This is a genomic window from Dyadobacter sp. 3J3, assembly GCF_009801115.1.
GTDB lineage: Bacteria > Bacteroidota > Bacteroidia > Cytophagales > Spirosomataceae > Dyadobacter.
Genome location: NZ_VTOL01000001.1, coordinates 175,991 through 188,010, shown reverse-complemented (window position 1 = coordinate 188,010; position 12,020 = coordinate 175,991). Strand labels below are relative to the sequence as shown.

The following is a 12,020-nucleotide window of genomic DNA, read 5'->3' as shown; positions in this document are numbered from 1 at the left end:
TGTTGGTTCCGAAAGCAACTTGGGGGATTTAACGAGGGTCGGAGATGTTGGTAGCATTATCCGACTCTTTTTTTTAATAATACTTCGTTTTTTACATAAATGTTGAGATAGGGTTTAAAAGAATATTTTAGTTTAATTTCTGCAACCTCTACTATATACGACGATCTTCCCGTCCAGCATTTCATAGCGGGCTTCAATAACTTCACAGATAATATCAAGTTTTTCAATCATCGATTGTTTTGAAAGAGACGCTGTAACAGGACAGCCGCGCAGCAGTTCTTTGTCAAATATGATATCAACCTGGTAGGCGTTTTCCATATCTGTCAAAACTTCTGAGGCGGGTGTGTTTATGAAATTAAAAGTTGTGGAACTTACGGTTGAAACAATTTCAGGATTGTCGCTAATCGTTTTAAGCATATTGCTGGTTTCGTTCTCATACACCATTTTCTGATTCGCAGTCAATACCATTCCTTTTGATTGCAACGCTTTTTGGTTTTTTGAATCCGTAAAATCGGCTTGCCGAAAAACAGAAACTTTTCCTTCCTTTACTTCAACTGTCGTTTTTATAGCCCGGTTTTGTGCATTGATGGTAAAACTCGTTCCCAAAACTTTGGTGACCAGCGCATTGGCATACACAAGAAATGGTCTTTTCGGATCTTTTGAAACATGGAAGAAAGCTTGTCCGGATAAATAAACCTCCCGTTTTTCTACCAGAAATTTTTCAGGGAAACTGATTTTAGAATTTGGAGTCAGTGTAATTTGACTGCCGTCTGAAAGCGAAATAATTTTTGACGACTTTGTTTCATTTTTTTCTTCCTTTAATGATTTTCCGTCGGTCAACCTATCGTAACTGCTTTGGGCCACTTGATTATGCTGATATAACCAACCCAAACCGAGCATCAAAACAAGGGTTGCAGCAGCCCAGAATATTGAATTACGACTGAATATATTGATGATACTTTCCGATTCCGGATTTTTCGTTTCTTCGGAAATACGTTCTGTTTTAGTTGCGCGCACTTTGCTCAGCAGTTCCTGAATTTCAAAATCGATCTCGTTATCGTCAAGATGCGTTTCGTAATTTTTATAAACACTTTGCAATAATGTTTGTGCACGCGTCATTTCCCCAACTTGCGCGGGATTCTCTTTTTGGTATTGTTCCCAAAAAGTAACATCATGAGCACGTCTGTATCGGACCCACTCCTGAAAGCGGGCGTCCAGCACAAAATCTTCAAGACTATATTCGTGGTATTGATTCATGTTATTATTGGCTTCTATTAATACATAGGCAGCGGCTAACATGAAATAATCAAAAAATTTCACTTTTTTTTGAAAAAAGTTTGAAATCGAAATTTTTGACAGTTTTAGGTTACAAACGATCTTTCAATTCTTGTATGGTGCGGTAGAGGAGATTGGCAACGGCCTGTTTTGAAATGGACATAACCTGAGCGATGGACTCATTATCCAGACTTTCGAAAAAGCGGAGATAAATAATTTCCTGCTGGCGTTTGGTCAATAGATTGATTTGCTGATTGAGCATTTTTAGCAAGGCTTCACTGGTTTCTATGTCAATGATTTGCTGCTCAATAGAATTTTCACCAAGGTTTTCAGCATCAAAATCAAGATCGTCGTCGTCCGTGAGCCAGGGTTGTTTCAAACTTTCGCGATGAATTTTCCTGCGAAGGGATTTGAGAAGATAAAATTTTACAAAAGCGGTATCACCAATTGTTTCCCGTTTTGCCCACAATTCCATAAAAAGATCCTGTATGCAATCCTTTACAAACTCTCGGTCTTTTGAAAACTTGACGCCGTAACCAAAAAGGCTCCGGTAATATTGTTTTGCAATTTTTCCAAACGCTACATCATCTCCGGCGCGAAAAGCACTCCATAGTTCAGAATCATCCTGATTTGAGTCGATAGGATTGGGCATTGAAGGTTTAAGAGCGGTGCCGGTTAAATTTAGGTTATGCAATCCTACGATATTTTATATAAAATTACAATTAAAATTTATGACAAAGTAATGTCCTTTCAACATTAAGTTCGTTGAAATCCAGCATTTCGTTGCAATTCTTAAAGCACAGTTTTGAAATTTAAAATCTGAAATATCCTGCTTCGGCTTATCGTTATGAAGCTTTCGTGTTTATATTTGTGTTCTTCGAATTGTTGAAGGTCAAATTATGCTTTAAAGAATTGAAAAGTTCAAAAAAACAATGGATAGCCATGAGCTTGCTCACACTGATGCTGATAAAAGCATGGGTGCTACCGCTGTTATATCTGGATTTTGAAGTTCGCAAAGATTACATCGTCGCCAATTTATGTGTTAACCGCGACAGACCGATTCTTTTGTGTAACGGTAAATGTTACCTTACCAAAAAAGTAAAAGAAGCCAGAGAAAAAGAGGAGCGACAAGCGGAAAACGATTATTTGTCTCATCTCCTATATCAGGTTATGGATAATAAAATGTTGATTTTTAGTCCTTTGCAAAATCCGTTTAAACTCCGTTCTTTTGTTCAATATCAATTCCATCCTTCGCTTACCGCCCATAATCCGGCATCCGATATTTTCCATCCGCCACTTGTTTAAGTGATTTATTTTTACGCAGTATCTGTTTACGATTGGTTTAATCCGTCTGAATATTTCTGTATTCTTCAATTACTATATACTTTACCTGAATGCGGTACTGAATTAGCCGCAACCCGCTAAACTGTGGAATCAACAGTCCTAAAAGTTTTACGATTTGCCCGTCATACCAGGATTTTTCACCAGGTACTGACGATGATTTTGCCTTTTTTGCTTTTTAATTGCCACACCAATGAAAACTCGAAAACAGAAGCCTGGAAACCAACACCTTTGAAATGGGAAAAACCTGCGAATTTTCCTGATCCGGTTTATAATTTGTCAAAAAATCCATTGACCGTTGAAGGCGTTGCTTTGGGAAAAACACTTTTTTATGATCCGGTTTTGTCCAAAACCAATCAGATAAGCTGCGGAAGTTGCCATATTCAAAAAGCGGCCTTTTCACATCAGGGACAAAGTTTTAGTCTGGGAATTCATGGTCAGCTTAGCAAGCGCAATTCTCCGGCTATTCAGAATATGGCCTGGAATCCTGTGTTTTTTTGGGACGGCGGTGTTCATGATCTTGATTTTGTTCCTTTTAATCCAGTTCAAAATCCGGTTGAAATGGGTGAAAGTGTAAACAATGTCATTACCAAAATAAAAAAAACACGGGGCAAAAATTCAGTCAATTATCCTGAAATGTTCAAAGCGGCTTTTGGAACGAATGAAATTAATTCAATAAGAATGATGAAAGCGTTGTCGCAGTTTATGGTTACGATGGTTTCAGTCGATTCTCCTTATGATCAGTATGTTGCAGGAAATGATAATGCTTTAAATATTGATCAAAAAGAAGGATTGGTGATTTTTAGAAAGAACTGTGCAACCTGCCATGCCGGTGAATTATTTACCAATTATAGTTTTAAAAATAATGGATTGAAACCATTGAAAACAGACGACACCGGACGATTTGACGTGACAAGACTTAACAAGGATAAATACAAATTCAAGGTTCCGGGTTTGAGAAATATTGGCTTTACAGCGCCGTATATGCACGATGGCAGGTTTAAAACGCTGGAGGAAGTGATGGACCATTATTCGGAAAATGTGATAAAATCGGAAACGCTGGATCCGATTTTGATACAGGAAAATGGCAAAACCGGGATAAAACTTTCGAAGGAAGAAAAGAAAAAAGTGATTGCATTTCTTAAAAGTCTGGATGATGAAAAGTTTTTAATCAATCCAACGCTTGCAGCTCCGAAAGTGTCTGCGTTTTAACATAAAATTAATGGTGTATTCGGGGCTGGATTTATATTTAATTCATTTGTTTAGCCGTTTTCAAATAGGAGATATATTTAAATGATTGCGGTGCGCTGCACCTTTATTATAATTTGTTTTTTTGCCTTACTACAAATATTTCGACGCTCTGCGCCTTATTCAGATTAAGAATATTTGTCAAATCAGAATTTAATGCAAGGTGCAGAGCACACTAATACTTGTAGAAAAGACCATAACACATCGCTAATCCAAGGTGCAACGCACCGTAATATTTGTAGCTAATATGAAAAAACTGATTTATTTATCCCTGCTTTCATTCATCTGCGCGGTTTCCATTGTTGCCTGTAATGATGATTCAAATGACGTTACCGATAATCCGGACCTGGTAGCAGGAACAGGCAAACTGACATTGAAATTTGACAATGTATCTGGTACCCAGGATTTGAAATTGGATAGTACCAAATACACAAACAGCTCCGGTGAGGACTTTACCGTTTCTACCTTAAACTACTTTATTTCAAACATAAAATTGGTTCGAGATGATGGTAAAACCTACACAATTCCACAGGATTCCAGTTATTTCCTGATCCGTGAATCGGATCCGAAATCTCAGATTGTAACATTAAAACAGTTGCCCGAAGGGAATTATACCGGTGTGGAATATATTATCGGAGTGGATAGTTTGCGCAGTGTTTCAGGAATTGATAAACGAGTTGGTGCGCTGGATCCGTCTGGCGATCCGGAAGATGGCGGTATGTACTGGGCGTGGAGTTCGGGATATATCTTTTTGAAATTGGAAGGAGTTTCGGCAAAAGCAGGATCAGCCAACAACAAATTTTACTATCACATCGGCTTTTTTGGAGGCTATGATTCCAAAACCGTAAATAATATCAAAACCGTGAAGCTCGATTTTGGAGGAAATAAAGCAATTGTGTCCAGCGAAAATGTTCCGCAAGTTCGACTGATTGGTGATGTGCAAAAGGTTTTTAACGGGCCGGTGCCTATCAGTATAGCAAAAAATCCAAGCATCATGTTTGATTTTACGCTCTCCTCAAACGCGGCCAATAATTATAAATCCATGTTTAGTTTTGGAGAAATTACTCCAAATATTTCTGCACAATAAGCTTATTCTTAAAAATTGAAAGTTGAACAACATTATATGACGCGTTCCTTATTCCTTGTATTACAAAAGTTCAGCACACTTTTTTGTACGTTGGCTATTGTTATGCAACTGAATATTTCCTGTTCACCCAAATCAAAGGATACGCCAACCGATCCCATTCCGGAACCAACAGCGCCAACGCCTTTGCGGTGGGTGAAGCCTGCAAATTTTCCTGATCCTGTTTATGATCTTACCAAAAACCCGCTGACGGTTGAAGGTGCTTTGTTAGGAAAATATTTGTTTTACGACGGCATTTTATCCCGAACCAATATCATCGGCTGCGGGACTTGTCACCAGCAGGCCACGGCGTTTACACATCACGGACACGAATTGAGCCACGGTGTGGATGATCAGTTAGGAACCCGTAATGCTCCAACCGTTCAGAATATGGCCTGGAATACTTCGTTTTTCTGGGATGGAAATGTGCATGTGCTCGATTCGGTTTCTCTTTTTCCTATCCAAAATAAAGTGGAAATGGACGAAACGATGGACGATATTCTGGTGAAACTCAAAGCTACACCAATTGCCACCCAAAAGGTTCAGGTTGATTATCCAAAAATGTTTAAGGCTGCCTACGGAACTACGGAAATTACATCGGAAAGAGTCAGAAAGGCATTATCACAATTTATGATGACGATGGTGTCTGCCACTTCGAAGTACGATTATTATGTGCTCGGGGACGCCGCAGCATTGACGGCTGCTGAAAAAACGGGATTGACACTTTTTCAACAACATTGTTCTTCGTGTCATAGCGGAGCTTTATTTACAGATTACAGCTATCGGAACAATGGTTTGCCTCCAATAAAAATCGACGATCAGGGACGTTACGGCATTACGAAAATTGAAAGCGACCGTTATAAATTCAAAGTGCCCAGTCTTAGAAATGTTGGGCTTACAGCTCCTTACATGCATGACGGACGTTTTGTGACACTGGATCAGGTGCTTACGCATTATACGGATAACATGCAGTCGATGGCGACACTTGATGATACTTTTAAACTTCCAAACGGAAAAGTAGGAATCGCTCTGACTGCTGCTGAAAAACAGAGTATCATCCTCTTTTTGAAAACATTAAGTGATGATCAGTTCATCAATAACGCCCAACTTTCAGACCCTGGCATTGGTAATACTTTTTAATTGATTTCTCATTTCATGCGTTCGTTTCTAGCCGGCTTATTGCTTTTTTCAATCATGCTTCCCACAATCAGTCCGTGGGGGACGATCGTTTATTTTCGTTTGAATCAGGAATTTATCGCAAGAACACTTTGTGAAAATCGCGAACAGCCCCTGGCGATGTGTTATGGAAAATGTTACCTCGCAAAAATCCTGAAACAGCAGAAGGAGCAGGAAGATAAGGAAACAGCACAAAGACTTCAGAATTTGCCGCTTTTTCAACTTTTTACACAAATTGAAACACAGTTTGCATTTGTCTGCAGTGACTTGCTCCAATCTGAAACGGCCTGTTTTCAATATCAATTAACTCGCTATACTTCACCTGAATTTCGAATATTAAGGCCGCCCAAATTTTCTTAACGCTATCAGGATTTATGATTTTTGAGAATAAAATCATGGCGTAGTTTAGTGGCTGCGGTCCTGCGTTTGTTGATTAAAGTTTAGGTCTGTTTTAAAATAAATACGAATTATAAATGAAAAAATACCTAATCATTGCGCTGACAATTACTTCATTATATAGCTGTAATAAAGCAAATGAAACAAAAGAAGGACATCACCACGACATGGAAGTTCCTTTAAATGATCAAACACAGGCGATGCTCGCGATTCATGACAGCATTATGCCGCATATGGACAAGCTGATGGATTTGAAAAAACAGCTTAAAAATGATATGAAAAGCACAGATAGTCTTTTGGCTCTGAAATCCACCGAAGCACTGAAATTGCGTAAAGAAGAAGCTTTGAAACTTACGTCTCAGCTCGATAGTACGGATAAGGCGATGATGAACTGGATGCACGAATTTAAATTTGATACACTGGAAAAACTGGACAAAACTCAGGCAGCTTCTTACGTGGCAGATCAAAAGAAGAAAATAGAATGCGTTCGTGAGAAAATGAATAAAAGCCTGTCGGATGCAAATCAGTTTATTGGAAAAACTAAAATAAAATGAAATTATATAAAGTGGGCTTTGTTGCCCTGGTGGTACTTTTCAGCAGTTGCGAAACGAAAAAATTACCTTTTTACGGAGAACCGGAAGTTACAAAAAAAGTTGTGGATGGAAAGGAAACGGAGCAGACGGTATATCCAACCATCCCGGATTTTTCTTTTATTAACGAGGATAAGGAAATTGTTAGCGATAAGGATTTCAAGGGTAAAGTTTATGTTGCCGATTTCTTTTTTGTAACCTGTCCGACCATTTGTCCGGTGATGAAGAAGAATATGTTAACCGTGTACGAGGAATATAAGGATAATCCGGATGTAAAAATCCTGTCGCATACAATTGATCCCGAGCATGATACGCCGGAAGTATTAAAAAAATATGCAACGGATCTGGGTGTGACCGGAAAAATGTGGCAGTTTGTGACCGGTGATAAAGAAAAAATCTATGACATCGGACAGAAGCATTATATGGTAAGTGCGCTGGAAGATTCTTCCCAGGCTGGCGGTTATATTCACAGCGGCGCATTTGTTTTGGTTGATAAAGACCGGCATATCCGTGGAATGTATGATGGCACGACAAAGGATGGAACAGCAAAACTGATCAAAGATCTGGCGACGTTGTTAAAAGAATAAAAGCAATATTTTAATACTATTTAAGCGGGCGATGGAATTGTTTTATTCCTTTGTCCGCTTATTTTTTTCTTTGTTTTATTCAATAATCAAGTAAATCCGGCTGTGTGTTAAGTAGAAAAATGCAAGATTTAAAGTTCTGGACATTCATTTGCTGATTTTTAAGAACTATAACAAAACCAATGTTGTTGGTTTAAGATGAATGCCGTTTAAGCGGTTTTCGAATAATGGTAAATATTTGGTATAGTTACTAAATCTGGCACTGCTTTTGTAGCGTTGTTACCATTAATAATATTTTGTTAACACCGATTATTTAGAACATCATGTATGACATCTGTACAATAGGTCACATCACGCTTGATAAAGTAGTAACTACCAAGTCTGTTAAACACATGCCTGGCGGTACTTCCTTCTATTTTTCCAAGGCTATCCAGCAATTCGATATCAATTATGTGCTGATTACTGCTTTGGCACAAAGTGAAATGAATGTCGTGACCGGCTTGCGTACCGATGGTATTGAAATACACTCTTTACCAAGTGAGCATTCAGTTTATTTTGAAAATATTTATAGTGAAAACCAGGATTACAGAGAGCAAAATGTTCTGCAAAAAGCAGCTCCTTTTGATGTTTCGGTAATGCCGGATATTGACGCGAAGATCTATCATTTGGGGCCTTTGCTTTCCGATGATATTTCGGTCGACCTTATTAAATCATTGTCTTCAAAAGGATTGGTATCGCTTGACATTCAGGGTTTTTTAAGATATGTTGAGAATAAAAAGGTGTTTTATACCGATTGGGCTGACAAAAAAGAGGCACTTCCTTATGTTTCTATTTTAAAAGCAAATGAGCATGAAATGGAAGTGGTTACGGGAAGAAAAGATGTTCAGGAAGGTGCACGTGCACTTGCTGATATGGGTGTTCAGGAAGTAATTATTACACTTGGTAGTAAAGGATCGTTGATTTTCAAGAACGGATTATTCCACGAAATTCCGGCATTTAAACCAACAGCAATTATCGATGCAACCGGCTGTGGAGATACGTATATGGCAGGTTATTTAAGCAAAAAAATACAAGGCGGTGATATCGAAGAATCGGGAGAATATGGAGCAGCTATGGCTACATTGAAAATTGGCTCTTCCGGACCATTTTCCGGTGACGCATCTTCTGTTGAAGAGGTTCTTACAAATGGTATTGCTGAAAGATTTAACGTTTTACAATTTGGATTGTAGTTTCATTTAAGGACAAAATATTTAGAATAAAAAAGCCGGCTTCCTACCGGCTTTTTTTGCTGAATTCTACAAAAGGTCATTCTTACTAAAAAGGCGTTCAGCCATTTTTTTGTCATGACCATAAATATCATTTCTGAAATTAAGATTTCCGTATTGATCAACCCAGGTTGTGAAATAACCGATAAATACCGGAATTTCGGCCTTTCCGCGCAGACGGACATATTTTTCTTTTCCGAGATTCATCGCAGTTGTAATTTTCTCTTCCGTCCAGGTACTGTCTTTTCTCAACAGAAATTCCGCCAGCTTTTTTGGTTCCGACAACCTGATACAGCCATGGCTGAACGCTCTGCTGGATTCGCCGAAAAGATTTTTTGACGGGGTATCGTGAAGATAAATATTGTAACTGTTTGGAAATAGAAATTTTACTAGTCCAAGAGAGTTTTTCGGCCCTGGTTTTTGTCTTACCGAACCGCCGCTCCATTCCATGTTATGTTTGGCCAGATAATTCTTATTCTTTTTAATACCCGGAAGGATTTCTTTCTTCAAAATACTTGTCGGTACATTCCAGTAGGGGCTGAAAACAATCTGATTTAAGGTCCCTGAAAAAATAACCGTACTATGCGCTTCTGAACCGACCACGACATTCATGTCAAAAAGTAATTTGCCTTCTTCATAAACATGCAGTTTATATTCCGGGATGTTAACCAGTAAATAATCGGTTGCCGGTTGTGCCGGAACCCACCGAATGCGCTCCATATTGATCAATATTTGCTGGATACGTTCTTGTATCGGGATATTGATTTCCCTGAAAAAGGAAGCGCCTGGCTGGCCATCTTGCTTCAATCCAAAACGCATCTGGAAATGTTTGACTGCACTTACCAAGGCCGTATCCAAAACGGCTGAGGAATCAGCTGTGGCCAAATCTCCGAATACGAATAAGCGTCTTTTTATTTCAGGAATATCAGGATACTTATTTCCTTTTTTATACTTTTTAGTGGCTGCCGTCAAAGCTGGCCACTCTTCATCTTTGTTGATCTGGTAATAACTTAATAGTTTCTCTTTCATTAAGTTATATTGCTTATTGACAGGTTCGTAGGCTGATAAATTCTTTCCTTTATTTTTCAGTAAAGAATCCAGAAAGCCCTCCGTATTGATTTTTTTTCTAGGAATGTACCAGTCAAGTTCTTGTGTATTAATCCTGAGATCGCCTGAATAAGCACGACTTGAATATTTGAAAAATTGCTCTGTTAAAAGCAGTTCGGTATTGACTATGGATGTATCTTTTGGATTAACGGATTTCAATTGTTTTAAGGAATCAATTCTTGAAACCAGTCCTGGATTATAAAGCGAGCTGTCGCCGGAATAATGGATATAATCATTTTGCATACCCAGAAAAGTAGTGGCAAAATCCGCAAGTCCGTCGTGAAAAAACCAGGCGAACTGATAATTTCTGTGGTTATAAAAGCTCTGGATCTGTGATGAAATACTATCGTTTTGTGAAGATTTCAAAAATCTCGTGAGCTCTGTGCTGTCTACGAATAATTCGGTAAAGGAATTTTTTACCGTGATGGTCGTATCACGTACAGCCACAGTCGCGACTTTTTTCTCAGTTTTTGAGCAAGAAGAAAACAGGATACCTGCGAGTAAAAAGGCGAAAAGATATCCGAGAGCGTGTGTTTTTAGGTTTTTTATAATCATTTATTTGATAGAATTATTTTGTTATTAAAAGCTCCAAAAATTGTTTTATCACCACTTTTTAAACTTACGTTTTTTACAGCGCCCGTCCCCTGAAATGTATAAGATATACCAATAATTTTTATTTCGCGACTTGGAAGCGGATACTCAGCGGCTAATTTATCATTAATAAAATATTGAATTTTATCAGCGGTAGTTTTGCAGGATACTTCATTCCAGACCGAGAAATCTACACCAAAGGCGGATAAATCTGCCTTTTTTCCAGATATATAATTGTCAATACTAAGCATATTTAATTCCGAAACACAACCTTTGACAGATAACGGTATTACAATCGGGATATCATCCGTAAGCAAGGTAATACTTGCCATTTGACACACTGCGGCACCTTCCCGGTACTCGTGTTTTATGGCTGTACTAAAAGAGAAATTTTTTAGAGAAACCGGATCAAAATTGCCGACAATGAAATAATGAACATACGGAGGTTCGGGCTGCATGGAAATATTTTTTTCTGTAATCACAGAAATCGGTAACCGCATGACATCCGGTTTGACAAATTCAAAATCTTTGAGATAAACCGGAATCTTTTTTCCATCAATTGTTCCAAGCCAGCCTTTTGTAGGAATTGTTAATTTATGCTCTTTTACGATCTTTTCGCCAATGATCAGTTTGGCAATATAAAATCCCGGTTCGTAATAAATAGAGGTATGTTTATTCAGATTTTTATCAATTAAAGTCCGTTTTCTGCTATCCCAGGATTGCTGAATAAAAACAGAATCGGTGGGAGAATCAGAAGCGTCATACGTGAAAATAACTGAATTTGGAATCTCCCTTGTTGTTGGTTGACTGCTAAAAGTGTATTCTTCCTTTTTCGGTTTTCCAATATTCCTGAATGCCAGAATACTGATTAATCCAATCAGAAAACCGGCTGCTGATATCCAGACAAGTTTTTTTTTCGGAAATCTGATTCGTCGATTTTTCTCAGGGAAATTTACAGGTGAATTTAAGTTGGGAACGACTGGTTTTTTTACAAAACTCCGCCAATCTTGAAAGCCTGCAAACTTAGCAAGCGTATTTAAAGTTGTCACACTTGGCAAATGGTTATATTCCACACGTCCCCAAATTCTTCGGAGTGTACTTACGCTTAGGGATATGCCGGTTTCATCCAGAATAAGCTGATTGAGATTTTCGAAATCAGTACTTTGCCAATTTTCGCACGGTCCCCAATCAAGCTTCCGCTCAATTATCTTTTTACATCTCAGTAGCTCACTAATATCGGATAGCATTGATAATCAATCTGGTATAACTTGAAAAAACTTGAACTTCATTTGAACAAAGAAAAAACAAACAGCGGACTTAGGTT

General features: G+C 38.3%; 12 protein-coding genes. 8 read left to right on the top strand and 4 right to left on the bottom strand.

From position 1 onward, the window contains the following. Positions 1 to 132: 132 nt before the first annotated feature. Together FZF08_RS00840 and FZF08_RS00835 are read right to left on the bottom strand one after the other, a co-directional pair. Positions 133 to 1,320: a FecR family protein gene (locus FZF08_RS00840; protein ID WP_159466729.1), complete on the bottom strand. Its 1,188-nt coding sequence runs from the start codon at positions 1,318 to 1,320 to the stop codon at positions 133 to 135. Positions 1,321 to 1,366: 46 nt separating this feature from the next. Then, on the bottom strand, positions 1,367 to 1,927 hold the full coding sequence (locus FZF08_RS00835) for an RNA polymerase sigma factor (RefSeq protein ID WP_159466728.1): 561 nt from the start codon (positions 1,925 to 1,927) through the stop codon (positions 1,367 to 1,369). A 290-nt stretch (positions 1,928 to 2,217) separates the two neighbouring features. Between FZF08_RS00835 and FZF08_RS00830 the strand changes: the two genes are divergently transcribed. The 8 genes from FZF08_RS00830 (at position 2,218) to FZF08_RS00795 (ending at position 8,962) form a co-directional block, all read left to right on the top strand. Then, positions 2,218 to 2,580, top strand: a complete 363-nt coding sequence (locus FZF08_RS00830) for a hypothetical protein (RefSeq protein ID WP_229216372.1) — start codon at positions 2,218 to 2,220, stop codon at positions 2,578 to 2,580. 123 nt (positions 2,581 to 2,703) lie between these two features. Beyond that, positions 2,704 to 3,828 carry a cytochrome-c peroxidase gene (locus FZF08_RS00825; protein ID WP_229216371.1) on the top strand — a complete coding sequence of 375 codons (1,125 nt, stop codon included), beginning with the start codon at positions 2,704 to 2,706 and terminating at the stop codon, positions 3,826 to 3,828. Between the two features lie 283 nt (positions 3,829 to 4,111). Further along, positions 4,112 to 4,951, top strand: coding sequence for an MbnP family protein (locus tag FZF08_RS00820; RefSeq protein WP_159466727.1), 840 nt, complete (start codon positions 4,112 to 4,114; stop codon positions 4,949 to 4,951). A 36-nt stretch (positions 4,952 to 4,987) separates the two neighbouring features. Beyond that, positions 4,988 to 6,127 (top strand): cytochrome-c peroxidase, encoded by a 1,140-nt coding sequence (locus tag FZF08_RS00815; protein ID WP_229216370.1) that lies wholly within the window; start codon positions 4,988 to 4,990, stop codon positions 6,125 to 6,127. 54 nt (positions 6,128 to 6,181) lie between these two features. Next, the gene (locus tag FZF08_RS00810; protein ID WP_229216369.1) at positions 6,182 to 6,523 is read left to right on the top strand and encodes a hypothetical protein; all 342 of its coding nucleotides are present in this window, start codon (positions 6,182 to 6,184) and stop codon (positions 6,521 to 6,523) included. A gap of 113 nt (positions 6,524 to 6,636) precedes the next feature. Further along, positions 6,637 to 7,113 (top strand): viral A-type inclusion protein, encoded by a 477-nt coding sequence (locus FZF08_RS00805; RefSeq protein WP_159466725.1) that lies wholly within the window; start codon positions 6,637 to 6,639, stop codon positions 7,111 to 7,113. Next, positions 7,110 to 7,736 (top strand): SCO family protein, encoded by a 627-nt coding sequence (locus FZF08_RS00800; protein WP_159466724.1) that lies wholly within the window; start codon positions 7,110 to 7,112, stop codon positions 7,734 to 7,736. Before FZF08_RS00805 ends, FZF08_RS00800 begins: the two co-directional genes overlap by 4 nt. Before the next feature lie 320 nt (positions 7,737 to 8,056). Continuing rightward, positions 8,057 to 8,962: a PfkB family carbohydrate kinase gene (locus tag FZF08_RS00795; RefSeq protein WP_159466723.1), complete on the top strand. Its 906-nt coding sequence runs from the start codon at positions 8,057 to 8,059 to the stop codon at positions 8,960 to 8,962. A gap of 66 nt (positions 8,963 to 9,028) precedes the next feature. Here the strand turns inward: FZF08_RS00795 and FZF08_RS00790 are convergent, their stop codons facing one another. Beyond that, positions 9,029 to 10,660 carry a murein L,D-transpeptidase gene (locus FZF08_RS00790; RefSeq protein ID WP_159466722.1) on the bottom strand — a complete coding sequence of 544 codons (1,632 nt, stop codon included), beginning with the start codon at positions 10,658 to 10,660 and terminating at the stop codon, positions 9,029 to 9,031. Further along, positions 10,657 to 11,943 carry a hypothetical protein gene (locus FZF08_RS00785; RefSeq protein WP_159466721.1) on the bottom strand — a complete coding sequence of 429 codons (1,287 nt, stop codon included), beginning with the start codon at positions 11,941 to 11,943 and terminating at the stop codon, positions 10,657 to 10,659. Before FZF08_RS00785 ends, FZF08_RS00790 begins: the two co-directional genes overlap by 4 nt. Positions 11,944 to 12,020 lie beyond the last annotated feature (77 nt).

Excerpts from the sequence above, each read along its gene's own strand:
- FZF08_RS00835 (WP_159466728.1), bottom strand. The coding sequence starts at position 1,927 with ATGCCCAATCCTATCGACTCAAATCAGGATGATTCTGAACTATGGAGT.
- FZF08_RS00805 (WP_159466725.1), top strand. The coding sequence starts at position 6,637 with ATGAAAAAATACCTAATCATTGCGCTGACAATTACTTCATTATATAGC.
- FZF08_RS00815 (WP_229216370.1), top strand. The coding sequence starts at position 4,988 with ATGACGCGTTCCTTATTCCTTGTATTACAAAAGTTCAGCACACTTTTT.
- FZF08_RS00810 (WP_229216369.1), top strand. The coding sequence starts at position 6,182 with ATGCTTCCCACAATCAGTCCGTGGGGGACGATCGTTTATTTTCGTTTG.
- FZF08_RS00830 (WP_229216372.1), top strand. The coding sequence starts at position 2,218 with ATGAGCTTGCTCACACTGATGCTGATAAAAGCATGGGTGCTACCGCTG.
- FZF08_RS00800 (WP_159466724.1), top strand. The coding sequence starts at position 7,110 with ATGAAATTATATAAAGTGGGCTTTGTTGCCCTGGTGGTACTTTTCAGC.
- FZF08_RS00820 (WP_159466727.1), top strand. The coding sequence starts at position 4,112 with ATGAAAAAACTGATTTATTTATCCCTGCTTTCATTCATCTGCGCGGTT.
- FZF08_RS00790 (WP_159466722.1), bottom strand. The coding sequence starts at position 10,660 with ATGATTATAAAAAACCTAAAAACACACGCTCTCGGATATCTTTTCGCC.
- FZF08_RS00795 (WP_159466723.1), top strand. The coding sequence starts at position 8,057 with ATGTATGACATCTGTACAATAGGTCACATCACGCTTGATAAAGTAGTA.
- FZF08_RS00785 (WP_159466721.1), bottom strand. The coding sequence starts at position 11,943 with ATGCTATCCGATATTAGTGAGCTACTGAGATGTAAAAAGATAATTGAG.